This window comes from Streptomyces sp. NPDC001351, from assembly GCF_042896045.1.
Classification (GTDB): Bacteria; Actinomycetota; Actinomycetes; order Streptomycetales; family Streptomycetaceae; genus Streptomyces.
In genome coordinates, this window is the sequence record NZ_JBIAWS010000026.1 from 59,208 (window position 1) to 83,039 (window position 23,832).

Here is a 23,832-nt window from a genome sequence, read left to right on the forward strand (position 1 = left end):
ACCCTCAGGCCTGACCCGCATGGACCACTACGACGCCTGCACCTTTCTGGGGAGGGTGCAGGCCTCGTGTCTTGTGCCCGGGGGGCGATCAGAAGGGGTAGTGGGCCTGCTGGGTGGCGATGGTCACCCAGCGGGTGTTGGAGAACGCCTCGATGCCCCACCGTCCGCCGAACCGGCCGTATCCGGAGGCCTTCACGCCGCCGAAGGGGACGTTGGGTTCGTCGGCCACGGACTGGTCGTTGATGTGCACGATGCCGGTACGGATCCGGCGGGCGACGCTGAGCCCGTGAGTGGCGTTCTCGGTGATGATGCCGCAGGTCAGACCATGGTCGGTGTCGTTGGCGAGGGCCACGGCGGTGTCGTCGTCGCCGAACGTCTCGACGACGCAGACCGGCCCGAATGCCTCCGCGTAGTAGAGGTCCGCGTCTTTGGGCACGCCGGTGAGCACGGTCGCCGCGTGCACCGCGCCCGCCGGCTGTCCGCCGCCCGTCAGCACGGTGGCGCCCTTGGCGACCGCGTCCTGCACCAAGGCGGCGACGCGCTGTGCGGCGGAGGCGGTGACGAGCGGGCCCACCACAGTGTGCGGGTGGGCGGGGTCCCCGGCCTGGAGGGAGGCGACCTTGGCGGTGAACTTCCGGGTGAACTCCTCGGCCAGCGACTCGTGCACGAGGATGCGATCGCCGGACATGCAGATCTGCCCGGAGTTCATGAACACGCTGAAGGTGACGGCGTCGACGGCGTAGTCCATGTCCGCGTCGTCCAGGACGATCACCGCGTTCTTGCCGCCCAGTTCGAGCACGGCCGGCTTGAGGTGCTTCGCCGCGTGGGTGCCGATGATCCGGCCGATGCCGGTGGAGCCGGTGAAGTTCACGGCACGCACCCGGGGATCGGCGATCAGTACCTCGGCGATCTCCGCCGCGTCCTCGCGGGCGTTGGTGATCACGTTGAGTACGCCGTCGGGCAGTCCCGCCTCGCGCAGCACGTCCGCGACGAGCAGTCCGCAGGCGATCGGCGCGTCCTCGCTGGGCTTGACGACGACCGTGTTGCCGGCGGCGAGCGGCGCCGCCACGGCCCGGACACCGAGGATGACCGGAGCGTTCCACGGTGCGAACGCCGCGACCACGCCCAGCGGCTCCCGCACGGCCAGGCCCAGCGCGCCTTCCTCCTGTGCGCTGAGCACCTCACCGCGCGGAGCGGTGATCGCGGCGGCCGCCTCCCGCAGGATGTTCGCCGCCAGCGCCACGTTGAAGAACGCCCAGGGACGGGTACCGCCGGCCTCGTGGGCCATGATCTCGGCCACCTGTTCGGCACGTGCGTCCAGCAGATCCGCCGCCTTGAGGAAAATCGCGCGACGGGTGAAGGGCGCGACCGCTGCCCACTCGGTGCAAGCCGCGTCGGCGGCGTCCACGGCCCGGGTCACGTCGTCCGGGCCGGCCGCTGCGACGGTCGCGTAGACCTCGCCGGTGTAGGGGTTGATGTCCTCGGCGGTGCGGCCGGAGAGGGCGGGCACGTCCTTGCCGCCGATGAAAAGTTCGCGGGTGAGAGACATGAAGGGCTTCTTTCGGTACGGGGCGGTCGTGGCGGGGCCACAGAATGTGCGGGCGGCTCAGGCGGGCATGCGGACGATCGGCTTGATGACGTCGCCGGCGTACGACGCCTCAAGCGCCTGCTCGATCTGGTCGAAGGCGAACCAGGAGACGAGGCGTTCCATGGGGAAGCGGCCCTGGCGGTACAACTCGATGAGCGCGCCGATGAGTTCGGTGCTGCGACCGCCGCCGCCGAGGACGCCGACGATGCGCTTGCCCCACAGGGTGGTGAGGTGGTCGAGGGTGAACTCGGCTCCCGCCGGGGCGCCGCCGATGAGCGCGCAGGTGCCGAGCATGCCGACCGAGTCGGCGGCCTGGCGTACGACGGAGATGATGCCGGTGCACTCCAGGGCGTTGTCGGCGGGCCCGCCGCAGATGTCGTGCACGGCGGTGACGGGGTCCGCGTCGGCGGCGTTCACGGTGTGTGTGGCGCCGAGTTCCTTCGCCAACTCCAGCCGGGCGGCGTGCCGGTCGACCGCGATGATCGTGGTCGCGCCGCTGTTGCGGGCCGCCATGACGGCGGCCAGTCCCACCGAGCCGGTGCCGTAGATCACGAGACTGGAGCCGGTCTGCGGGCGCAGCGTGTTCAGCACGGCGCCCGCTCCGGTGGACAGCCCGCAGGCCAGGGGGCCGAGCAGGTCGAGCGGGACGTCTTGCGGGACCTTCACCAGGCTGTTGGCCCGCGTCAGGGAGTGCGTGGCGAACGAGGACTGGCCGAAGAAGTGTCCGTGGAGGGTGCCCCCGTCCGGGCGGCTCAGGGCCGAGGCCCCGGTCCCCGGCCGGACTCCGCCGACGAGGAGTTCGCTGAGCCGGGCGCAGTAACGGGGCTCACCGGCCAGGCAGTTGCGGCACTCGCCGCACCAGGGCCAGCCGATCACGACGTGGTCGCCTTCCCGCACCGACGTGACGTCGGGACCCACCGCGATCACGACACCGGCGCCTTCGTGGCCGAGCACCCCGGGGGCGGGGAAGTGGAGATCGCCGTGGCGCGCCAGGCCGTCGGTGTGGCAGATCCCGGTGGCCGCGATCCGCACGAGGACCTCGCCCGTGCCCGGCTCGTCCAACTCGACGTCCTGGAGCTGGAACGGGCCGTCCTGTTTGTCGAAGACGGCGGCTTGTATACGCATGACGGCCTCCCGGACACAGGGAACCACTCTGTTCGCCTGGTGGAATAACGTCCACAGAATGTGGCGGCGTGAGTCTGCGCCCGTCTGGAGCCGCTGTCAATGAAATGAGACCGTACTGTTCCCTATGCAGGGACGCATGTTGCATTTATTCAAACAGACTGCCAGAACATCTTCGGATCAAGCCTGTGGCCGATGGCCGAGCCGGGTGGAGATCTCGGTCGTGGCGCGCCGCAAGGGGGCTTCGAGGCGCGACATGACGGATTCCACCGAGGCGTTCCACACCGTGAGGTGCACCGCGACATTGACCGCGGCCACCACGGCGCCGGACCGGTCCCGTACCGGTGCGGCCAACGACCGCAGCCCCGGAGCGAGTTCCTCGTCGTTGAGTGCGAACCCGGTGCGCCGGACCCGTGCCAGCGCCACCATGAGCTGCTCCCGCGCGGTGATCGTCTTCGGCCCCCGTCGGGCGAGGTCCGTGCGATCGACCAGGTCACGCAGTACGGCCGGCTCCTGGTATGCGAGCAGCACCTTGCCCATCGAGGTGCAGTAGGCCGGAAGGCGGGAGCCGACATGCAGGTGGAGGCCCATGGCGAAGGTGCCCGCGCGACCGCTGCGCCGCCGGTCGACGTACACGATGTCCGGGCCGTCGAGCACGGCCATGCTGACGGTGTAGCCGGTCTCGTCCGACAGGGCCTGGAGGAACGGCCCGGCGACACGGGTGATCTCCATGGAGTTGATCGCCGCGAACCCGAGGTCGACGACCCGGGGCCCGAGGGAGTACTTCCGGGAGTCCGGATCCTGCTGGAGGTAGCCGAGTTTGGCGAGGGTCGCCACGTAGCGGTAGGTGGTGCTGCGGTTGAGACCGACCGCGCGCCCCAGGTCGGAAATGCCCAGCACGGGCCGTGTCTCGCTGAACGACGAAAGGATCAGCAGCCCGCGCTCCAGGGACTGGGAGAACCCCGCGGCGGCGGCCTTCGGGGGTGATGCCGGGGCCTCGGCATCGTCGGCTGCCAGGGGGGTCAGGGGCTCGTCGGATGCCGACGGCGGTGTCCGTGAGGTCATGCCGCATGGTAGCGCCGAATGTTTCAGCTATTAGAACGCCGCGTTGACTTTCGTGACAGCCGCTCCTACGTTCCCCCCACCTTTGGTTCACCAGGAGGGCAAACATGCCTAAGTCTCCTATGTCCGAACCGTCTCCCGAACCCAGCAGACGCCAGATTCTGCGCACGGCGGGACTCGGTATGTCCGGACTCGCCCTGGCAAGTCCGCTGCTCGCCGCCTGCAAGGTCGGCAGCGGCGGCAGCGGCGGCGGCAGCGGAGCGGCCACACTGAAGATCGGGTTCGTCAGCCCGCGCACCGGCCCCGCGGCCGGCTTCGGCGAGCCGGACGCGTACGTCCTCGGCCTCGCCCGCAAGGCCCTCGCTGACGGCCTGACCATCGGCGGCAAGAAGTACCAGGTCAAGATCATCGACAAGGACGGCCAGTCCAACCCGCAGCGCGGCTCCCAGGTGGCCAACGACCTGATCAACGCCGAGGGCATCGACCTGATGCTCACCACGTCGACGCCGGAGACGGTCAACCCGGTCTCCGACGCGTGCGAAGCCGCCGGCGTCCCGTGCATCTCCACCGTCGTCCCCTGGGAGGCCTGGTACTTCGGCCGTGGAGCCAAGCCCACCCAGAAGCAGGCGTACCAGTACACCTTCCACTTCTGCTTCGGCGTCGAGCAGTTCCACCAGGCGTACACCCACCTGTGGCCGCAGGTGAAGACGAACAAGAAGACCGGCGTCATGTGGCCCAACGACTCCGACGGCAACGCCATCCGGCAGGCACTCGGGCCGCTGCTGAAGAAGGGCGGCTACGACATCGTCGACCCCGGCGCCTACACCGACGGCACCAACGACTACTCGTCGCAGATCGCCAAGTTCAAGTCCGAGGACTGCCAGATCTTCAACACCTTCCCCATCCCCTCCGACTTCGCCACCTTCTGGCGGCAGGCCGCACAGCAGGGCTACAAACCCAAGATCGTGCAGCTCGCCAAGACGGGCCTGTTCCCCTCGCAGGTCGAGGCGCTGGGCTCCATAGGCATCGGCATCGCGGGCGGCGCCTACTGGACCCCGACCTTCCCCTACAGCTCCTCCCTCACCAAGATCTCGTCCAAGGACCTGGCCAACGGCTACCAGAAGTCGTCCGGCAAGCAGTGGACCCAGCAACTCGGCCCCAGCCTCGCCCTGTTCGACGCCGCAGCCGCCGCGTTCCAGGCGGCCACCGACCCCAAGGACAAGAAGGCCGTCGCCAAGGCGATCGCCGGTCTCGACGTGCAGACCCCGGTCGGCAGGCTCCAGTGGGGCAAGGGACCCAACGCCAACGTCGTCGCCACCCCCATCCTCGGCGGCCAGTGGGTGCAGGCCGCCAAGGGCAGCCCGTACAAGCTGGACTTCGTCCTGTGCGAGAACTCCAGCGACCCCAACGTCCCCGTCGCCGCGCGACTGCGCCCCTACACCGCATGAGCGCCGTGAGCACCCCGGCGGCCGACCCCACGAGGACGGAGGACCTCCAGCACGTCCTCGTGGGGGCCGGCCTCACTCTGAACTACGGCGACCTGCGCGTCCTTGACGGCGTCGACTTCCGCGTCGGCGCCGGCGAGGCGGTCGGCATCGTCGGCCCCAACGGCGCGGGGAAGACAACCCTGTTGAACGCCCTGGCCGGATCGGTCACACCGGACCGGGGCACCATCCACCTCGACGGCCACGACATCACGTCGATGCGACCGGAGCTGCGCTGTCGCCAGGGGATCGGCCGGGCGTTCCAGATCCCGCGCCCCTTCGGCGGCATGACCGTGCTGGAGAACGTCCTGGTCGGCGCCTCCTACGGCACCCGGCTGTCGCGGCGCGCGGCCCACCGAAGGTGCATCGAAGTCCTGGAACTGTGCGGGCTGATCGACCTCGCCAACCGGCGCGCCGAGAGCCTCGGTCTGCTGCACCGCAAACGGCTCGAACTCGCCCGCTCGCTCGCGACCGACCCACGCGTCCTGCTCCTCGACGAGATCGGCGGCGGCCTCACCGACGCCGAGGCCGCCGAACTCGTCGCCACCATCAAGCAGTTGCGAACACTCGGCATCAGCATCGTGTGGATCGAGCACATCGTCCACGTGCTGGTGCAGGTCATCGACCGCCTGGTGTGCATGGACGCCGGGCGGGTCCTCGCCGAGGGTGAGCCCGAGGCGGTTCTGCGTGACGCGCACGTCGTCGACGCCTACCTGGGAAGGGGCAGCCATGGCTGACCTGCTGCACATCTCCCACCTCGACGCCCGCCACGGACTCCTCCCCGCCGTACGGGACCTGTCGCTGACGGTGTCCGACGGCGAGACCGTGGCCCTGGTGGGCGCCAACGGAGCCGGGAAGTCGACCTTGTTGCGCACGGTGGCCGGAGCCCATCCGGCCGCCGGAGGAACCATCGCCTTCGACGGGAACGACGTCACCGGCCTGGCGGCGCACCGGCGAGTGGGACGCGGCCTGGCCCTCGTTCCCGAGGGCCGCAAGCTCTTCCCCGACCTCACCGTCGAGGAGAACCTGCTCGTCGCCGGCCGACGCGCCCGCCCCGGACCCTGGAGCGTCGACACCGTCCTGGACGCCTTCCCCCTGCTGCGGCCGATCCGCCACAAACGGGCGGGCAGCCTGTCCGGCGGCCAGCAGCAGGCCACCTCCATCGGCCGCGCCCTGATGACCAACCCCAGGCTGCTGCTGGTCGACGAGGTCTCGCTCGGCCTGGCACCGGTCGCCGTCGACGCCGTCTACGAGTCACTCACGGCACTCATCGCCGACGGCGCCACCGTCGTCCTGGTCGAACAGGACCTCAGCCGCGCGATGACGGTGGCGGACCGCGTGGTCTGCATGCTCGAGGGCCGCGTCGTCCTCGACGCCCCCGTCGGCGAGGTCACCCGCGACCAGGTCACCGACGCCTACTTCGGCCTCGGCCGTGTGAGCACGACCTCCGCCCCGGTCGACACACCGGCGGCCCACCCCACTCCGGAGCGGACATGAGCTGGATCAACGCCATCGTCCAGGGCCTCTTCCTCGGCGGCCTGTACGCACTCTTCGCCTGCGGCCTGTCCCTGCTGTTCGGCGTCATGCGCATCATCAACCTCGCCCACGGCGACCTCGCCGTGCTCGGCGCGTTCGGGGTCTGGTGGGTCTCCACCCAGGCCGACGTGTCACCGTTCCTGGCGCTGCTCGCGGTGCTCCCGGTGATGCTTGCCCTCGGCTACGCCCTCCAGCGCACCGTCCTGGCCCGCAGCCTGCGCGGCGGTGAACTCACCCCGTTGCTGACGACCTTCGGACTCGCGATCGTCCTGCAGAACGCCCTGCTGCAGATCTTCTCCCCGGACGTGCGCTCCCTCGGCCCGTCCGTGGGCTCACTGTCCACCGGCAGCTGGAAGATCACCGACCAGCTGTCCGTCCCGTACCTCGGCGTGCTGATCCTCGCCGTCGCCGTCGCGGTCCTCGGCGCCCTCCAGTTCCTGCTGCAACGCACCGGATTCGGCCGGGAGATGCGCGCCACCGCCCAGGACCCGGACACCGCGGCCCTCGTGGGCGTACCGGCGGCGTCCGTCTACGCCCGCGCCGCAGCGATCGCCGTGGCGGTCGCCGCCCTGGCCGGGACCTTCCTCGCCGTCCACTCCACCTTCGACGCCTCCAGCGGCCCCACCCAGCTCATCTTCGCCTTCGAAGCGGTCGTGATCGGCGGCCTGGGATCCCTGTGGGGCACGCTGACCGGCGGCGTCGTCCTCGGCATCGCCCAGACCCTCGGCGCCCAGATCGACCCGCAGTACGCGATCCTCGCCGGGCACCTGGTCTTCCTCGTCATCCTGGCCGGCCCCCGCGGCCGGTTCATCGCCACCCGGAGAGCCCACGCATGACCACAGCAGCCGCCCCCGCCCCGCCCGGCGCATGGTCCGTCCAGCGCGCCGGCCTCGCCTCCCGCATCGGTTCCAGCGTCCTCGTCCTGGTCGCGATCGCCCTGTTCGCCGTCCCCCAGGTGCTCAGCGCGAACATCGTCCAGCAGCTCACCACCCTGCTGATCTTCCTCATCCTCGCCGTCATGTGGAACGCCCTGGCCGGATATGCCGGGCTCGTCTCCGTCGGCCAGCAGGCCTTCATCGGGTTCGGCGCGTACGGCACGATCTACCTCACCCAGCGCGGCATACAGCCCTACCTCGCCGTAGTCCTGGCATCCCTCGCCTCCGCCGTGCTCGCGGCGGTGCTCTCCCTGCTGGTCCTGCGGCTGCGCGGTGGCCAGTTCGCCGTGGGCACCTGGGTCGTCGCCGAGGCGATCGCCCTGTTCGTCATGCTGGACCAGAGTCTCGGAGGCGGAACCGGTATCTCCCTCCAGGGGCTGAGCGGTTACGCCCCCGAGGTGCGCCGCGCCTTCACCTACTGGCTCACCCTCGCCTTCGCTGTCCTGCTGCTCGTCCTGCTGTTCCTCCTGCTGCGGCACCGCACCGGAGCGGCGCTGCAGGCGATCCGCGACGACGAGGACGCAGCCGCCTCACTCGGCGTGCGCGTCAGGCCGCTCAAGCTCATGCTGTTCGTCCTCGCCGGCTTCGGATGCGGTGCAGCGGGCGCGCTCACCCTGGCCAACACCCTGTTCATCCAGCCCCAGTCGATCTTCGGGGTGCAGTGGTCGGCATACATGATCTTCATGGTGCTGGTCGGCGGCATCGGCACCTTCGAGGGGCCGATCATCGGCGCCGTCCTCTTCTTCGCCGTGCAGTACTTCTTCGCCGACCAGGGGGCCTGGTACCTCATCGGGCTCGGTCTGGCCGCCGTGGCCTTCGCCCTCTTCCTCCCGCGCGGCCTGTGGAGTCTGCTGAACGACCGGCTGCACGTCCAGTTGCTACCCGTCGGTTACCATCTGCGGCGGCAGGGGGCCCGTCCCCACTCGTCATCGAGGGAGACTTGACCAGGTGAACGTTCCTGACCCCACGGCGGCGGACGCAGGCCGACCGGATCTCCCGGTCACGGTGCGCCACCACATCGGCGGTGATTGGACCGAGCCGCTGGGCGGAGGAACCTACCCCGACCACGACCCCTGGACCGGATCCGTCATGGCGACGGTCGCCGCCGGCGATGCCGAGGACGCCCGCCGCGCGGCGGACGCCGCCCAGACGGCCTTCGCCGGGTGGGCCGACGCGCTGCCGGCCGAGCGACAGCGGGTCCTGCTGCGCGCGGGTGACATCCTCGAACGCCGCCGCGAGGAGGTCATCGGGCTGCTGGCGAGGGAGACGGGGTGCGGCCGCCACTTCGCGACGGTCCAGCTGGACTTCAGCGTCTCGCTGCTCCGCCAGGCCGCCGGACTCCCCTACACAGCCGTCGGGCAGGTGCTGCCCTCCGACATCCCCGGCACCCGGGCGCTCGCCGTCCGTCAACCGGTCGGAGTCGTCGCGGCCATCGCCCCGTGGAACGCTTCCCTGGTGCTGTCCGGTCGCAGCATCGTCGGCCCGATCGCCCTCGGCAACACGGTCGTCCTCAAGCCGTCCGAGGAGTCTCCCCTCACCGGCGGCACGCTCTGGGCGGAGATCTTCGCCGAGGCCGGACTCCCTCCGGGCGTCCTCAACGTGATCACCCATGCCCCTGGCGACGCGGGTGCCATAGCGGACGCGCTCCTCTCCCATCCGGCGGTGCGCCGCGTCAACTTCACCGGCTCCACGCCCACCGGCCGACGCCTCGCCGAGACGGCCGGCCGTCACCTCAAGCGCATCGTCCTCCAGCTCAGCGGCCAGAACCCGCTTCTCGTCCTCGCCGACGCCGACCTCGCCTACGCCGTCGACGCCGCGATCTACGGAGCGTTCGTGCACCAGGGACAGGTGTGCATGTGCGCCCGCCGCATCTACGTCGAGCGGCCGATCGCGCAGGAGTTCACCCGCCTGTTCACCGAGAAGGCGGCGGCCCTGCCCGTCGGCGACCCGCACGATCCACGCACCGTGGTCGGACCGGTGATCAACAAATGGGCGCTGTCCCTCCTGGACCGCCGCGTCGAGGAGGCCGTCTCGATGGGCGCCCGCCTCCTGACCGGGGGCACGGCGGCTCCACCGTGCTACCCGCCCACCGTCCTGACCGACGTCCCCGAGGACGCCGAACTCGCCTTCGACGAGACCTTCGGCCCGGTCGTGATCCTGGAGACGGTCGACGACGCCGACCACGCCGTGGAGCGCGCCAACGCCTCCCGCTACGGGCTGACCGCGGGTGTCCTGACCGGCGACGCCCATCGCGGACTGGACATCGCCCGCCGCCTAGAGGCAGGGATCGTGCATGTCAACGACCAACCGGTCAACGACGAGCCGAACATGCCCTTCGGGGGTGTGAAGGAGAGCGGCTGGGGCCGCTTCGGCACGGGCTTCGCGGCCGAGGAGTTCACCGAACTCCGCTGGATCACGGTGCGCGGGGAGCCGCGCGACTTCCCGTTCTGACGAGCCGCGGCGGCAGCATGACGCAGCGGCCGGCCGCATCATTACTGAAAGCCTGCGGCTCGGCGGGGACATTCGGGTGGCTGGACTCAGGCTCGTCCGCCTGGGCCGCCACGACGTATCCGCGTCGACTCGGCCGGCAAACGAAGAGCTCTGGTGCCGATGATCAGTAGGGCGCTGTCGACGGTCAACCCTCCATCTGGACGTTTGCCGACTTCGAAGGCCCCGCCTCCGTCGCCGACGACCTTGCCCAAGCACTCGCAAATGCCCTCGAACCAGACCTTGGCTGGTGGGCAGACTTCACCGTCGATCGCACGGACCACGTGGTCGTGTTCGCCGGACCATTCTTTCGCTACCGCATTGGCGACGAAACGGGCCGAGCTGAAGCAGTCACATGGGGGCGCGCAGCCGGAACTCCCGAACTGCACGCCAACGGGCTGCCCGAGCGCGCCCACACGCTTCAGGCCTTGGAGGAGGCCCTTCGTCGCAGAGGCACTGCGATTCTTCCAGGGTGGCAGGCGGAATGAGGCCGCTTCGGCTGGCGCCATAGGACTTCAGTCGGTAATCCGCTTGAACTGCAGGCGGGTGGGCGTGGCAGGCTTGCGCGGTGATTGTCGAGCTGGCTCCCAGTTTTCTGACCTGGGGCGATGTGGATCCCGCGCGTCATTTCTTCGACAGCGCGTCGGCGCCGCAGGTGGTGCGGTCGCTCGGGCCTGCTCGGAGGGTGCCCAGCCGTCCTGGCATCCCCTTCGGTGACCCGGCGATGGGCGCCTGGAGTTGGGGTGAGGGGCAGCCCTGGGCCGATGCCATGTCGCACGCCCTCGCCGAGCGTTACGGCCTCTGGACCGCGGGTTGGCGCTGGTCGCACGACGAAGGGGACTTCGACGGGGGACCGATCGGGAACTGGTGCTGCCCGAGGGACTCGATCACCACACCACAGGAGACGCTCGACCGTGTCGTCGCGGCGCTGTGCGAGAGGCGCGAGTGGCTGGAGAGTCTTGCCGGGTGGTTCGACGCGTACCCGCTGGACCTGGCCGAGGTCGAGGACCAGCGGATCCTGTGGGAGCGCGCCGCCCGCAACCTGATCCTGCAGGTGACCGACCGGACCGGCTGCGGCAGTGGCTGGTACGGGCACTGCCATCAGGTGCTCGCCTGGTTTCTCAGCCGCTGGAACGTCGCGCCCGACGTCGCCGAGAAACTGGTGGACGAGGCGATCGGCGGGCGGTTCAAGAGCTGGACCGGCCCCGACCCGGTGCTGGTCGAGGACGTCGCCGAGCGGCTCTCGCTCTCGCTGCGGCCGGACCACGCCGAACGAGCGGGCGGGCTCGCGCAGGACCACCTCGAGCGCTGGCTCGCGGTGCGCGAGACCGTGCCCTGGCACGAGGCCCCCGACGGTGGCGGCGGGGAACCGGTGACTCCAGCACGCGACGGCGCGGTGGAGGACATCCGTGCCTTCGACGGCGCCCTCGACCCCGCCCGCGCCGACGGCCTGCTCGCCGCCCTGGAACTGTTGCGGGCCGACGCGGCACGCGGCGCCCGACTCGACTTCGAGCTGTTGCGGCGATGGCAGCAACTTGTCCTGGGCGCAGAGCAGTTGCCGCCGTTCCGCGAGCTGCCGGCCTTCGCCAAGGGGGCCGGGAACGCTACGGCATCGCCCCGGACACCCGAGTCCGCCTCGACGCCTGTCTGGCCGAGAGCGCGCGGGACGCCGAGCAGCCCCTTCCGCTCACCGCCCGGGCTGCACGCGCCTCTCTCGACGTCTGCTTCTTCCATCCCTTCGACGACGGCAACGCCCGGTCCGCCTTCCTCGCCCTCGTCTTCGTCCTCGCCCGCGAGGGTGTCGCGCTCGACGGGGTCAGCCTGCTGCGTCGCGTCACCTTCCAGGCCGATGAGCCGCACGATGCGTTGGCCCTCACGCGGTACGTCGACATCCACCTCGCGGAGACCCGACTCAACACCGCCTCCCTCGGCTCCTAGCGGTTGGACAAGAAGGCGCTGCTGAGACCATGTGAGTTGCGGATCGTACGGATCCGTCCTGCAGCCCAGACAGCGGCGGAGTACTGGAGCCGGTCACAACCGCCCCGCCTCCGCGTTGCCGGTGACAACTATCGTGCTCCGGCGACCCCACCGCATCAGGCCGGCGAGTGATCGTGACCGACGATCGCGCCGCCGCGGTCCGGCCGTTCGTGGAGCGGGTGCCGGGAGCGACCGTCCAGGGGGCACTGGAGCTGCCGATCCTGCTGGTCGGCACCCTGAAGCAGATCGTCGCCCAGGTGCTGGCCCAGCGCGGACGGTACGGCTGTACGTATCTGATGGTCATGGAGCCGTACATGGAGCCGTACATGGAGGCGTTCGTGCCGGTGGTCGCGGAGCTGGGTGGGCACTGACCTGAAACGCCCATGCCGAACGTACAGCCACCCTCCGCCAACTGCCCATATCATCAACCCGAGTTCGCGCGTGCCGAGCCGGGGGAGGGCTGGGGATGAGAGAGCTGGAGCTGCTGAGTCTGGCCTTGATGCCCTTTGCCACCTACTACGTCGTGGCCCGGCAACGCCGCTGGCGCATCCTGTTGCCGGGGTTGTACGCCCTGCTCGGCGAGCTGCTTTACGCCAACGACGACATGCACGGCTGGCGCATGGCGTGGTATCTCGCCGACTTGGTCGCGGTGCTGCTGATACTGCGCTTCCTGAACAGCCCTGAGCGGGTGGACCGGCTGGTGGAGAGAGTCTGGGCGCTGACACCGCCCGTGGAGTCCGACAGAACAGGGGTGGAGCAGGAGCTGCACCGCCTGTCCGACGAACCTCGGCTGCGCTGGATGTGCCTGGAACTCGACACCGGTGGCGACCTGTTGGTCACCAGGAACCTGAACGGCCGGTCGTCTCGGAACCGGTTCCGGGTGGCGGAAGAGTGCCCCCATTGCCTCCTGGAAGTACTTCTCGCGTCCTTCGTCGCCGTCGAGCCGGTCGAGCACATCGAGTTCTACCGGACCGGGACTTCTCAGGGCGGGGGATACGCCGCGTACGTCTACTTCGACAGGCGCACGGCAGGCGTACGTATTGACGTCGCTCAGACCAACCGTGTGGTGGCCCTGCCGGGCGGCGACTGTTCCGTTCACGCCCTATGAGCCGCGCAGCGCCGCGGCGGCCGTTTCCGGGCGCCCGTGTCAGCTGCCGCCGAGAGTCCGGTGCCGGTGCGCGAGGTGCCGCAACCGGGCGACGTCGACCTGCTCCCGCAATCGGGCCTCCACACGCTCTCGGGCGGTCGGGTCCTGGCTCTCCTCCCACCACGCCTCGCCGGTCTCGGCCCGCCACTCCTCTGCTGTGTCCGGGTGTGCCCCCAGCTGAAGACGTTGGCAGCGGCAAGGGTGGTAGCGGGAGCGGTCGGGATGGTCGGGACCCGTGCCCGGATCCCATCGGGCCAGGAGGAGGGCGACGTCCGTTGCGTCGTGGTGCTCGGCCAGACCTCGCACGCGATCGGCGTACGTCAGCACCTCCAACTCCCAGGACAGCGCGCAGTACCGACACCAGGGCACCATTTCCCCGTTGGCGCGGACCAGGTCTGAGATGGCGTCGGCCAGCGGCCGGGGGAGATGGCCGTGCGCAGCGAGGTGGTCCAGTTGCAGTAGGTCCCTGACGGGATGGGGTGCCTCCCAGGCAGCTGTGATGTGTCCGGCAGCCAGGACCGTGTCGTCGGCGCCGCGGCGGCGGGCCAGGAGGCGAACGTCGAACAGAGCCCGCACCTCCCCCTCGGCCCCGGCATCCCGTTCCGACGGATCCATGTCCCACCAGAGGTGATACTCCGACGCGCCGTCGGCAGGTGGCCCGGCTTCGAGCGGTAGATGGAGGACGTGTGACGACTCCGCACGCACGCGTGTGGTCAAGTCCTCCCACCGGTCACCCGGCGGCAGAGCCGAAGAAGGTGGCAACCGGCGGCGCAGTGAGGTGATGCGAGCGCGGAACAGACGCAGCCGTAGAGCGGTCTCGGACGCGGGGGCGAGGCCGGCCGGAGGCCGCACGACAATCACGGCGTGCCCTGCGAGGACACCCGCCGGCTGCTCCGACTCGAATCGCAGGTCCAGCACCCCGGCTCCGCTGTCGGACATCACGCGCACACCCTCCTCAGTCGGAACGCGCCATCGGAACACCTGACACGCCCGCGTTCCCTCGGGGCGAAGCTATGGGTCTGATGCCCGTGTCGGCAATGCCGCGACAGCGCCCGGTGTTTGTCGCGCTCCATGAGGCCGGCGGTTCCGGTGCCGACGCCGCAACAGGACCGCACAGCACGTGATCGTCAGCCCGCGCGACATGCCCTTCCGGAGCTGCTGCCGGTGGTGCTCGCCGAGTTCCACCGCACCCGGGCACCCGGCGGACATCTCCTACTCGCCGGCCGCGTAGGCACAGATGAGCACCGCCGTCCGACACGCGGCTATGGCGGTCACCCCGTGTCCTTCGCGTCGTATCGGCTGCCCCCACACCAGCTCGCTGAGGTGTTGAACCAGGCCGGTTCACCATCACCGCTCAGCTGGTGCAGGAGCCCGACGAGAAACGGAACTTGACGTTGGCAAGTCGGACCTACAAGCCGACTACCGAAGAGCCAGCTTGACTTCCTCGCCCCTGATTGGACGTTAAGTCCGATCTTCCTCGCGTCGTGATCGCTCGATCGTGGTACTGATCGCCAGGTCGGCCACTTACTGGGCATGTCCATGCTGCAATGCGGGGCATGGGGCGAGAGTCATACCTCAGCGACTTATCGGACGAGCAGTAGGTGTTGATCGAGCCGACGTTCACGGCTTGGAAGCAGGACCGGGTGGCCTGGTCGGCGACCGGCGACGCCGGGGCCTGTGATCTGCGGGAGGCCGTGCACGCGATCTTCTACCAGAACCGGACGGGGTGTCAGTGGCGCTATCTGCCTCACGATCTACTGGCCTGGTCGGCGGTGTTCTCTGGGCCGGGCAAGCAGCACGGCGTCATGCCGCCTGGGTCCGCAGCCCTGGTCGTCAACTGCGGCCAGATGTCTGGAGGTTGCCTAACCCAGCAGCGTGTAATGTCCCGTTGCGTGCTGGCTGAACAACGACACCAACTCATCCTGCGGTCCCTGCGGTCCCTGCGTTCCGGCGGCACTGCCTCCGTGGCCGCCCTCGCCGAGCAGCTTGACGCCAGCGCGGCGACCATCCGCCGGGACCTCCTCAAACTGGAGGCGGACGGGCTGATCACCCGCGTTCACGGCGGGGCAGTCATCGAGGGCGATCAGCCACCCTTCTCCGAGGCCGCAGAAGTTCAGGTGGCAGAGAAGGACGCCATTGCCGCCAGAGCAGCCGCACTGGTCGAGGACGGCCAGTCGGTCATTCTCGACAGCGGCACAACGGTCCACCGTTTGGCGCTTCAACTGCGGGGTCGCCGAATCACTGTGATCACCAACAACCTCGCCGTGTATGACGAGCTCATCGCGGACGCGAACGTCGACCTGATGCTGCTGGGGGGCATGGTCATCCGTGACTCACGCATGCTGGACGGTTTCATGGCCGAGGACAACCTCCGCCAGGTTCACGCCGACTGGCTCTTCATGGGTGCTTGCGGCCTCCGGCCCGGGGGTCAGGTCATGGACACCACAGTGGCTGAGGTGCCCGCCCGCCGCGCCATGATCGCCGCTAGCGACAAGGTGGTGCTCTTGGCTGACAAGACCAAGTTTCCCGGAACCGGCATGGTGAAGATCTGCGGTCCCGAGGACCTGGACGTGATCATCACCAATGCATCCGAAGACGACGCGACCTGCGTGGCCCTGCGGGAAGCCGGCGTAAGGGTCGTGCCGACAGCTTCGGCCGCCATCAACGGCTAGGAAAAGCACGCCGCACTCCGCGCGCCGACTTCGCTGCCACCTGCATCACCGTCCGTGCGGAGCGCTACGGGACGCCGGTCACCGAAACGCTGGCCGACCTGGAGGAGATGCTCAAGGAGTTCGTCGCCGCCTGACTGCATGCGTAGGGGTGGCTCATCGGCTGCGCCGCGTAGTTGGGTGGGCAGGGCTGTGGGGATCCGACGCATTCCGCTGTGGTGACGGATCGCGCGTCCCTCCGTCGTTTTGGTGGCAGAGGTCGGCGGACCGGGTGAGGTAGTCGAGTGCGGCGGCTGGCGCTGTGACCGGGATGGTTCACCGTGATCGGAAGGCGGCTCGCGGGACGAGCGCATGCGAAACGGCTGGTATTACTAGGGCATGCAGGAAGAGATTGCACGCTCCGCGATCGACACGTTCATCTCCGCGTTCAACGCCTCGGACGACAGCTATGTGACTGCCCTGCTCTCCCAGGCTCTGACCTCAGACGTGGTCTTCTGGGGGCCGCTGGGTCGCAGCGAAGGAATCGCGGCAGTCGAGCGGTTCGTGCTGGACATCCGGCGCCACCCGGCGGGGACCGGCACGATGGTGCGCTGCTCGACGGTGGACATGCCTGACGAGTGGGCCCGGTACCAGTGGGTTTTCACCACGCCGGATGGAGGTCCCCGCCTGGCGGGAACGGACGTCGTCCATCTGCGGCGGAGCCTCATCGACCAGGTCATCGTCTTTGCGGGGGAGATCGAACCGTCCGCCTCCTGAGTCATCCTTCTGTCGCCGTCCTTCTCCTGAACTTGCCCCCTTCGGCGCTCGGGGCTGCGGTTCGCGGTTGGTCAGGCTGCGGTGTTGAACTGGCCTCGATCTCGAGCATTACAGCGGCTAACAGAATGACTTGAGTTGTCGGTGGGTGATCAAGCAGCAGGTGAGTTTCAGGAGTGCCTCGTGGATGTGTGCTCGTCGTTCCCAGCGCACGCGCAACCGGCGGAAGCCGTGCAGCCAGGCGAAGGTTCGCTCGACCACCCACCGGTAGACGCCCAGGCCGGAGCCGTGCTCGGTGCCGCGCCGTGCGATGGCGGGCACGATGCCGCGGGCGCGGACCTGCCTGCGGTAGCAGTCGTGGTCGTAGCCGCGGTCCGCGTAGAGCGTGACCGCTCTACGGCGGGGCCGGCCAACCCGACCGCGGACGGGTGGGACAGCATCCAGCAGCGGCAGCAACTGGGTGACATCGTTGCGGCTGCCGCCGGTCAGAATGACCGCCAGCGGGGTTCCATGCCCGTCGGTGATCAGGTGATGTTTGGAGTCGGCCCGGCCCCGGCCGACCGGCGACGGGCCCCTGTGGCTCCCCCCTTTGACGCCCTGACGTGCGAGGAATCGACCACGCACCGGGACCAGTCCAGCTTCCGTTCCGCGTTCAACTCTGCGAGCAGGACCTCGTGCAGTCGCTGCCAGACCCCGGCCTCGTTCCAGTCCCTCAGCCGACGCCAGCACGTCATCCCTGAACCAAAGCCCAGCTCCTTGGGCAGGTACTCCACCCGCAGACGACGTGAGGGCGGCTACACCAAGGGGACTGCCTTCTCTCGGCCCTGCACGCCTCGCGTCATCGGGCTGGCCGAGCCCCGAGATAGCTCCTCTGAACAGAGAATTCAACCTGGCGGTTGACAAAGAACCGGATCAATGTAGCGTGTTTCTCAACCAAACGGTTGAGGAAGTGTCTGGAGGACACCGGTGGCCGAGGACCAGCTCTCCCGGGCCTTCACCGCGCTCGCCGATCCGACGAGGCGGGACATCGTGGCCCGGTTGTCGCTCAGCGACGCGACCCCCGGCCAGTTGGCCGAGCCTTTCACGATGTCGCTCCAGGCGGTCTCCAAGCATCTGAAGGTGCTGGAGGAGGCCGGGCTGATCAGTCGGAGTCGCGACGCACAGCGCCGCCCGTGCCATCTGGAGACGGCCGTGCTCGACGAGATGAGCACCTGGGTGGACCGCTACCGGCGCAACGCCGAGGAACGGTTCCGCCGCCTGGACGCCGTTCTGGAAACCATGGACGCGGACAGGCAGCGGGAAGACGAAGACCAACAGGACGAAGGAGTCGCATGAACATGACCACCGACCGACCGGTCCGCGAGACCGCCATCGAGGCCGACCCCCTGCTGCCGACCATCCGCATCACCCGGGAGTTCGACGCACCCGTCGCGCACGTCTACCGCGCCTGGACCGAACCCGAGCTCGTCGGACAGTGGCTCGGCCCCAAGGACCTCACCACCAAGTTCGACCACTGGGACCTGCGCACCGGCGGCAGCTACCGCTACCACCAGCTGCGCGACGGCCAGGAGGTGGCCTCCTTCTACGGCTCCTTCCACGAGGTGCGCCCCGAGAAGCGCCTCGTCCAGACCTTCACCTACGACGGCGTCCCGGACGGCGTCAGCCTCGACATCGCGACGTTCGAGGACATCGCAGACGAACGCACCCGCGTCACCATCCTCGGGATCGTCGAGAACCTCGCTGCCCGCGACATGATCCTGGTCGGCGGCATGGACCGCGGCGTCACGGAGGGCTACGAGCAGTTGGACGCGGTGCTGCGCACCCTGGGCTGACCGCTGCGCCGGAAACTTCTGACACCTCACCCGGACGTCCGCTCAAGCCGGAATCACCCTGTCCGACGCTGCTGCCCGGAAAACTACCGGCGGGTTACGCGCCGACAGGCGCCGGCTAGCCCTCGGTCAATAGGGTGTGTGACTCCCAAAGTCGTGACCATCGATCTGACCGACATCGGGGTGACTCCCCAATCCATCGACAAACGACGTCGTAACTCTCGTACAAAGCCACCTGGTGGACCTCGGCGCGACGACCTTCTCCGGCGGCACCGTCGACTTCAAGGGGGCGCAGTTCTCAGGCGCCGTCGACTTCAGCGAAGCGACAGGTGAAGCGCCGTCCGGCATCCCCACCTAGGCGACTCCCGATTCGGGTCCGCGACGTTCGAGGGTGGCAAGGCAGGCGCTTGACCGCGGAGCGCTTGCTGGGACAGGAGACACGACGCGACTGTCCGCGCTTGCCTCAGGCTGTCGGGTCCCAGAGCCCGCCGGCTTTGCCACGGGCGAGGTGCTCGGCGTAGACGCCGACCTTCCAGGCGATAACGGACCGGCACTCCTCCAGCGCCCGGATCTGTGCATCGACGCGCTGTCGATGGGCGTCGAGCAGGCTCAGGCGTTCAGCCTCGTTGCCTGGTCCGTGGCGTACCAGTTCGGCGAAGTGCTTGAGGTCGGCGAGCGGCATACCGGATTCGCGGAGCTTGACGCAGATCAGCAGCCAGTCGACATCGAAGGAGGTGTAGCGCCGCCTGCCGCCCGATGTGCGCTGGACCGGCCCGACGAGCAGGCCCTCGCGCTCGTAGAAGCGCAGAGCGTGCACGCTCAGTCCGGTCCGCTCGGCCACCTCGCCGATGCTCAGCGACGGCACGGCCGCCTCGGTGGTCGTCATGCCGCTCACCCCTGGACTTGATCTAGACCTTGCTCTAGATCGTAGCGTCAGCGGCATGACCGTTACTGATCAGCAGCCGCTCGGCTCGCCCTTTTCCGCTGCCACCACCGCTGAGGACATCGTGGCCGACCATGACCTGTCCGGCAGGACCGCTGTGGTGACCGGGGGTTACTCCGGGCTCGGCCTGGAGACCACCCGGGCTCTGACGGCCGCCGGAGCCCGGGTCATCGTTCCCGCCCGCCGCCCTGACGTCGCCCGTGCCGCTCTCCAGGAGGTGAAGGGCAGCGAGGTCATCCCCATGGACCTGGCCGACCTCGACAGCGTCCGCTCAGTCTCCGCGCACGTCAGCGACCGTATCGACCGGCTCGACCTCCTGATGGCCGTCGCCGGCATCATGGCCACCCCGGAGCGACGTGTGGGGCCTGGCTGGGAAGGCCAGCTCACCATCAACCACTTCGGACACTTCACCCTCGCCTGCGAGCTCTACCCGCTCCTGGCCGCAGCCGACGGCGCGCGCGTCGTGGTGAACAGCTCCGCCGGACACACCCTGACCGGCATCCGCTGGCACGACCCGCACTTCCGCACCGGCTACGACAAGTGGCTGGCCTACGGCCAGGCAAAGACCGCCAACGTCCTGTTCGCCGTGCACCTCGACGCCCTTGGGCAAGGTGACGGAGTCCGCGCGTTCGCCGTTCATCCAGGCAAGATCATCACCGGACTCCAGCGTGAGCTGACGCTTCAGGAACAGATCGACCGCGGCTGGGTGGATGAGCACGGCAACGTGGTCGGCGCGGACTTCAAGACCCCCGCCCAGGGCGCCGCCTCCGGCCTGTGGGCCGCCACGTCCCCGCTCCTCGACGGCCGCGGCGGGCTCTACCTGGAGGACTGCGACATCGCCCGCGTCTCCGCCCCCGACACTCCCATGGACGACGGCGGCGTCCGCGCGTACGCCGTCGACCCCGACGACGCCGCCCGGCTCTGGGGCCTCTCCGTCGCCGCGACCGGCGCCACGCCGATCACTCGATGAACCCGCGCCCCGACGGCAGGCGCACTGGGCAGCATCCGATGAGCCGTGTGACCACAGCACTGCGCCGCTTCACCGTCCGACTGGTGGCACGCTGAAAGCATCGGACAGCCGGTGCTGAACTTGCCCCCGAGCCAGAGCGTCAATAACGTCCTGACCCCCAACATCGAGCGGCTCGTAGCACGCTGCCCGCCGCAGCAGCAGGCAATGCGGCATCTGCCGTCGCTGCCTCTTGCTCTCGCGAGTGGCAGTACCAGGCTGGAGGGCGTCTCTGTTGCGGTGATCGCTCCGGTGTTCGGCGCATCGGGGGCATGAGTGACTGGTGTCGATGAGGACACCGTCTTCGCACCGTGGGTCAGGGCATTCGCGGCCGCACTTGCTGATGGGACATCGGTGGGAGGCTATGAGGCGTATGGCGGCGCCCACGGGGTGGGTCAGTCCTGCTCCGCCGGTGGAGGTGTCGGTCGGCGGTTGAGGCGAAGTCCCAGGCGTACCAGCGGCGGTCGGCCCGTGCGATCAGTTCTTCAACGGTGCGGTGCTGGTATTCGCGCAAAATGGTGGTGTCCCGCAGTGTCGTGGGGCGGAACGGGGGGGGGAGCGAGGCGCGCAGTTCCTTTGGAAGCCCGGCCTCTCCTTTGGAAGCCCGGCCTCGACGACCTGGGCCTGGACCTGGGTGATGCGTTGCCAGTCACCTACCGGAACTGTGGGTGGAGCACGCCGACCCTGATCACAAGGGTTCCGGGGTGAACAATAAGAAGGCCTGGTGGAGCCGAAGCTGCACACCACGGTCTGCAAGGGCCAGATCACGCTCGCGGCCGCGCAGAAGGCGATCGTCACCGACTGGACCACCGCCCTGGCCACCCTCCACCTCGGCTGAGACGAGCAGGGGTTGAAGGCCGCCGCTAACGACCAGGGTGTTCCCGACCGGGCAGCGTCGGCCGTCGGCACGCGAAAGCCCCGGCTGGACGGGGGAGACCAGCCGGGGCCGTAACGCGGTGACGTGCGGAGGGCGGTCGCCTCTCGGCGAAAGGCTCCATGGGGCTTCAGCCGGACGATCGTCCCCATGGGCTATTGGTGAGGCCCGGGGACACTGTCCCCTCCGCAGCCACATATTGATGAACGGTCAACCACCCTGGAGTGTTCCCGGCCGGTCGCCTCTGCGATGGTGAGCTGGGGCACACCTGCCGGGGGTCAGTCGACGAAGTCGGCGACCAAGGCGGCGAATTCGTCCGGGGTGGACAGGCGGATGCCGAGGGTTTCGGCCTTGGCCAGCTTGGATCCTGCGCCGTCGCCGGCGACGACCAGGGTGGTCTTCTTGGAGACGCTGGAGGAGGAGCGGCCGCCGGCGCGTTCGATGAGCTCGTTCATCTGGTTGCGGCTGAGCTTTTCCAGCGCACCGGTCATCGCCCCGGTGACCACGACCGTCATGCCGGCCAGCGGCCCGCCTGCCGCCGTATCCCCGCTCTCCGTACTCCCGCCGTCGGCGCCGGTGTCTCCGGTGGTCGACGTAGGCGGGGTGGTTCCCGGTTCGGTCATGTTCACCCCTGCGGCGGCGAGCTTGTCGATGAGCGGGGCCAGTTCGGCGAGTTCGGCGACGATCGAAGGGGCCTTCTCGGTGCCGATGCCCTCCACCTGCTGTATCGATTCCGCGTCCGCGGCGCGGATGTGGTCCATCGTGGCGAAGTGCCGGGCGATACGGCGAGACATGGAGCGACCGGTACCGCGCACCCCGAGCGCGCACAGCACCCGCGACAGCGGCTGTCCCTTGGCCGCGCTGATCGCGGCGAGGAGGTTGTCGGTGCTCGTTGCGCCCATCCGTTCCAGGCCCAGGAGCTGCTCGCGGGTGAGGGTGAACAGGTCGGCGAGATCGGCCACGAGGCCGGCCTCGACGAGCTGGACGACGCGGGTGGCGCCCAGGCCTTCGATGTCGAGCTGGTCGCGACCTGCGGCGTACGAGAGGGAGGCGACAAGGTGGCAGTTGCGGCCCTGTTCGCACCGCCAGCGTTCCTGGCTGGAGTCGATGCCGGATCCGCAGCGCGGGCACACCTCGGGGAAGGCGATGGTCTGCTCGTTGCCGGTGCGCAGATGGGCGACGGGTGCTTCGATGCGCGGGATGACGTCGCCGGCGCGGTGGACCATGACATGGTCGCCCAGGCGCAGGTCGCGGCGGGTGATGTCGGCCGGGTTGTGCAGGGTGGCGTAGGTGATGGTGGCGCCGTCGATCTCGACGGGTTCCAGCACGGCGCGCGGGGCGATGATGCCGGTGCGGCCGACGTTCCATTCCACCTCGAGCAGTCTGGTGATCTTCTCGACGGCCGGCAGTTTGTAGGCGATCGCCCAGCGCGGGGCCCGCGTTCCTGAACCTGCCGCCTGCTGGTCGGCGGCCAGGTCGGCTTTGATGACGATACCGTCGATCCCGAACGGCAGCTCGGCCCGCAGCGCGGCGATCTCCTGGACCCGGGCCAGCACCTGATCGACGGTGTCGGCGGTCGTGCCGGGCACCGCGGTAGCAGCGGTGGTGTTGATCCCGTACGCGGCGGCCTGCGCCATCAGTTCGCTGTGCGCGCCCCCGCCCAGCCGTGCGGCGAGTTCGGTGTCGGTGTCGGCCAGGGGGAGCAGGCCGTAGCCGAAGAACGTCATCGGCACGGTGTAGGCGCGCTCCTTGGCACGCAGGGTGCCCGCAGAGGCGCCGCGCGGATTGGCGAACGGCTGCCCGCCGTGCGAGGTACGCACCTCGTTCGCGTGCTCGAACTGGGCGGTCGTCATCAGGACCTCGCCCCGGACTTCCACGGTGACCGGCTCGGCGAGTTCGGTCGGCAGGCCCTCGATGGTGCCGATCGCGTGCGAGACGTCCTCCCCGGCCGTCCCGTCCCCCCGGGTGATCAGCTGTCTCAGGCGGCCGCGCGTGTAGCGGGCGGCGACCGCGAGTCCGTCCAGCTTCGGTTCGGCACTGAACCGTTCGATGTCGTGTCCGATGCGGCGGGCCAGGGAGGCGGTCCAGGCGGTGAACTCTTCCGGCGAGAACACGTTGTCCAGGCTCAGCATCGCCACCGTGTGCGGGACATCGCCCTCCACGGCGCCGCCGGCGACCTTGCCCGTCGGCGACTCGGGCAGCACCTGATCAGGATGATCTGCCTCCCACGCGGCGATGCCACGCATCAGCCGGTCGTAGGCGTCGTCGTCCAGTACGGACGTGCCCCCCGTGTAGTAGGCGGTCGACGCCTTCACCGTGTCCTCGACCGCCTGCACGTAGGCGGCGGCATCCACGATCACTGCAGCTGGTGTGGTCATGCCCGCCATCCTGCACGTCACCACTGACAACGGACTCTCCGC

At 69.1% G+C, this 23,832-nt stretch carries 20 protein-coding genes and 2 pseudogenes; 15 read left to right on the forward strand and 7 right to left on the reverse strand.

Going from position 1 to position 23,832, the window contains the following annotated elements:
- Positions 1-88 precede the first annotated feature (88 nt).
- From ACFY1U_RS49250 to ACFY1U_RS49260, 3 genes are all read right to left on the reverse strand, one after another.
- The gene (locus ACFY1U_RS49250; RefSeq protein WP_390700634.1) at positions 89-1,549 is read right to left on the reverse strand and encodes an aldehyde dehydrogenase family protein; all 1,461 of its coding nucleotides are present in this window, start codon (positions 1,547-1,549) and stop codon (positions 89-91) included.
- Positions 1,550-1,606: 57 nt separating this feature from the next.
- Complete coding sequence (locus tag ACFY1U_RS49255) at positions 1,607-2,713, reverse strand: NAD(P)-dependent alcohol dehydrogenase (RefSeq protein ID WP_390700635.1); 1,107 nt, start codon at positions 2,711-2,713, stop codon at positions 1,607-1,609.
- A 177-nt stretch (positions 2,714-2,890) separates the two neighbouring features.
- Positions 2,891-3,775: an IclR family transcriptional regulator gene (locus tag ACFY1U_RS49260; RefSeq protein WP_390700636.1), complete on the reverse strand. Its 885-nt coding sequence runs from the start codon at positions 3,773-3,775 to the stop codon at positions 2,891-2,893.
- A gap of 104 nt (positions 3,776-3,879) precedes the next feature.
- On the opposite strand from ACFY1U_RS49260, the gene ACFY1U_RS49265 reads away from it, so the two are divergent.
- The 9 genes from ACFY1U_RS49265 to ACFY1U_RS49305 all read left to right on the forward strand — a co-directional run bounded on the left by ACFY1U_RS49265 (position 3,880) and on the right by ACFY1U_RS49305 (position 13,299).
- Positions 3,880-5,220: an ABC transporter substrate-binding protein gene (locus ACFY1U_RS49265; RefSeq protein ID WP_390700637.1), complete on the forward strand. Its 1,341-nt coding sequence runs from the start codon at positions 3,880-3,882 to the stop codon at positions 5,218-5,220.
- The gene (locus ACFY1U_RS49270; protein WP_390700638.1) at positions 5,217-5,993 is read left to right on the forward strand and encodes an ABC transporter ATP-binding protein; all 777 of its coding nucleotides are present in this window, start codon (positions 5,217-5,219) and stop codon (positions 5,991-5,993) included. Before ACFY1U_RS49265 ends, ACFY1U_RS49270 begins: the two co-directional genes overlap by 4 nt.
- Entirely contained in the window at positions 5,986-6,753 is a 768-nt protein-coding gene (locus tag ACFY1U_RS49275) for an ABC transporter ATP-binding protein (protein WP_390700639.1), read from the forward strand. Before ACFY1U_RS49270 ends, ACFY1U_RS49275 begins: the two co-directional genes overlap by 8 nt.
- Complete coding sequence (locus ACFY1U_RS49280; RefSeq protein WP_030949754.1) at positions 6,750-7,628, forward strand: branched-chain amino acid ABC transporter permease; 879 nt, start codon at positions 6,750-6,752, stop codon at positions 7,626-7,628. The genes ACFY1U_RS49275 and ACFY1U_RS49280 overlap by 4 nt, the downstream gene beginning before the upstream one ends.
- Positions 7,625-8,671: a branched-chain amino acid ABC transporter permease gene (locus ACFY1U_RS49285; protein ID WP_390700640.1), complete on the forward strand. Its 1,047-nt coding sequence runs from the start codon at positions 7,625-7,627 to the stop codon at positions 8,669-8,671. The genes ACFY1U_RS49280 and ACFY1U_RS49285 overlap by 4 nt, the downstream gene beginning before the upstream one ends.
- Positions 8,672-8,675: 4 nt before the next feature.
- Complete coding sequence (locus tag ACFY1U_RS49290) at positions 8,676-10,178, forward strand: aldehyde dehydrogenase family protein (RefSeq protein ID WP_390700641.1); 1,503 nt, start codon at positions 8,676-8,678, stop codon at positions 10,176-10,178.
- 1,560 nt (positions 10,179-11,738) lie between these two features.
- Complete coding sequence (locus ACFY1U_RS49295; protein ID WP_390700642.1) at positions 11,739-12,152, forward strand: Fic family protein; 414 nt, start codon at positions 11,739-11,741, stop codon at positions 12,150-12,152.
- Between the two features lie 173 nt (positions 12,153-12,325).
- Positions 12,326-12,562 carry a hypothetical protein gene (locus ACFY1U_RS49300; protein WP_390700643.1) on the forward strand — a complete coding sequence of 79 codons (237 nt, stop codon included), beginning with the start codon at positions 12,326-12,328 and terminating at the stop codon, positions 12,560-12,562.
- Between the two features lie 95 nt (positions 12,563-12,657).
- Positions 12,658-13,299: a hypothetical protein gene (locus ACFY1U_RS49305; RefSeq protein WP_390700644.1), complete on the forward strand. Its 642-nt coding sequence runs from the start codon at positions 12,658-12,660 to the stop codon at positions 13,297-13,299.
- Positions 13,300-13,338: 39 nt separating this feature from the next.
- Here the strand turns inward: ACFY1U_RS49305 and ACFY1U_RS49310 are convergent, their stop codons facing one another.
- On the reverse strand, positions 13,339-14,277 hold the full coding sequence (locus ACFY1U_RS49310; RefSeq protein WP_390700645.1) for a hypothetical protein: 939 nt from the start codon (positions 14,275-14,277) through the stop codon (positions 13,339-13,341).
- Between the two features lie 662 nt (positions 14,278-14,939).
- Here ACFY1U_RS49310 and ACFY1U_RS49315 point away from each other — a divergent pair.
- The 3 genes and pseudogenes from ACFY1U_RS49315 to ACFY1U_RS49325 form a co-directional block, all read left to right on the forward strand.
- Positions 14,940-15,104, forward strand: a pseudogene (locus ACFY1U_RS49315) (transposase); the annotation flags it as partial.
- A gap of 126 nt (positions 15,105-15,230) precedes the next feature.
- The gene (locus ACFY1U_RS49320; protein ID WP_390700663.1) at positions 15,231-16,010 is read left to right on the forward strand and encodes a DeoR/GlpR family DNA-binding transcription regulator; all 780 of its coding nucleotides are present in this window, start codon (positions 15,231-15,233) and stop codon (positions 16,008-16,010) included.
- A gap of 375 nt (positions 16,011-16,385) precedes the next feature.
- Positions 16,386-16,763, forward strand: coding sequence for a nuclear transport factor 2 family protein (locus ACFY1U_RS49325; protein WP_390700646.1), 378 nt, complete (start codon positions 16,386-16,388; stop codon positions 16,761-16,763).
- 117 nt (positions 16,764-16,880) lie between these two features.
- Here ACFY1U_RS49325 and ACFY1U_RS49330 read toward each other — a convergent pair.
- Positions 16,881-17,539, reverse strand: a pseudogene (locus ACFY1U_RS49330) (IS5 family transposase); the annotation flags it as partial.
- Positions 17,540-17,726: 187 nt separating this feature from the next.
- Between ACFY1U_RS49330 and ACFY1U_RS49335 the strand changes: the two are divergent.
- The gene (locus tag ACFY1U_RS49335) at positions 17,727-18,095 is read left to right on the forward strand and encodes an ArsR/SmtB family transcription factor (RefSeq protein WP_390700647.1); all 369 of its coding nucleotides are present in this window, start codon (positions 17,727-17,729) and stop codon (positions 18,093-18,095) included.
- Between the two features lie 2 nt (positions 18,096-18,097).
- Positions 18,098-18,592: an SRPBCC family protein gene (locus tag ACFY1U_RS49340; protein WP_390700648.1), complete on the forward strand. Its 495-nt coding sequence runs from the start codon at positions 18,098-18,100 to the stop codon at positions 18,590-18,592.
- 460 nt (positions 18,593-19,052) lie between these two features.
- On the opposite strand, the gene ACFY1U_RS49345 is transcribed toward ACFY1U_RS49340, so the two are convergent.
- Positions 19,053-19,475 (reverse strand): MerR family transcriptional regulator, encoded by a 423-nt coding sequence (locus ACFY1U_RS49345; protein WP_390700649.1) that lies wholly within the window; start codon positions 19,473-19,475, stop codon positions 19,053-19,055.
- 55 nt (positions 19,476-19,530) lie between these two features.
- On the opposite strand from ACFY1U_RS49345, the gene ACFY1U_RS49350 reads away from it, so the two are divergent.
- A complete protein-coding gene (locus ACFY1U_RS49350; RefSeq protein WP_390700650.1) occupies positions 19,531-20,502 on the forward strand; it encodes an SDR family NAD(P)-dependent oxidoreductase in 972 nt (323 codons plus the stop codon).
- A 1,188-nt stretch (positions 20,503-21,690) separates the two neighbouring features.
- On the opposite strand, the gene ligA is transcribed toward ACFY1U_RS49350, so the two are convergent.
- Positions 21,691-23,790, reverse strand: a complete 2,100-nt coding sequence (gene ligA / locus ACFY1U_RS49355) for an NAD-dependent DNA ligase LigA (protein ID WP_390700651.1) — start codon at positions 23,788-23,790, stop codon at positions 21,691-21,693.
- Between the last annotated feature and the right edge of the window lie 42 nt (positions 23,791-23,832).